General features: G+C 75.1%; 1 protein-coding gene and 1 pseudogene. Both read left to right on the forward strand.

Going from position 1 to position 674, the window contains the following annotated elements; all coding sequences use genetic code 11:
* Nucleotides 1-496 (forward strand): annotated as a pseudogene (locus DQW85_RS21830) (MFS transporter); the annotation flags it as partial.
* The coding region (locus tag DQW85_RS21835) for a dimerization domain-containing protein (protein ID WP_205315301.1) at nucleotides 474-674 on the forward strand (201 nt) is incomplete at its 3' end. The pseudogene DQW85_RS21830 and the gene DQW85_RS21835, both read left to right, overlap by 23 nt.

Here is a 674-nt window from a genome sequence, read left to right on the forward strand (position 1 = left end):
CGGCCCGCGGCGGCGCGTGCGCGGCCTGGTCGCCTTCATCGCGGCGGGCGGGGTGCTGCTGGCCGCGCACGGCCTGAGCCCGTCGGCCGCGCTGATCGCCGTGGTCGCCCCCGCCTTCCTGTTCACGCTGCCGTTCGTCCAGGGAACAGGCATCACGATCCTGCAGCTCAAGACCCCGCCCGCCGAGCTGGGCCGGGTGCTCAGCACGGTCCGCACGGTCACCCAGGCGGCCACCGTGCTGACCTACCTCATGGCGGGGCCGCTCGCCGACCGCGTCTTCGAACCCATGCTCGCACCGGGCGGCGCGCTGGCCGGCAGCCTCGGCGGCCTCGTCGGCACGGGCCCGGGGCGCGGCATCGCCGTGATCTTCATGCTCACGGGCGCCGCGCTGGTCGTGCTCGCGCCCCTGGCCTACCTCCAGCCGCGCCTGCGCCGCGTGGAGACGGAACTACCCGACGTTGAGGAGCTGTCCGATGCCGCTCTATCTCGATCCTGAAGACCTCCGCGCCTTCCGTCATCTCAACCGGAACCCGGGCCCCATGCTCGACCTGATCGGCGCGATGGCCTTCCGCGCGGCGGGCACGGCGCAGCGGCTCGGCGTCTTCGACGCGCTGGCCGCCGGGCCGCTGAGCGCCGCCGGCCTGGCCGGGAAGCTGGACGTCGCGGCCGAGCCG

The sequence above is a fragment of the Nonomuraea lactucae genome (genome assembly GCF_003313395.1).
Classification (GTDB): Bacteria; Actinomycetota; Actinomycetes; order Streptosporangiales; family Streptosporangiaceae; genus Nonomuraea; species Nonomuraea lactucae.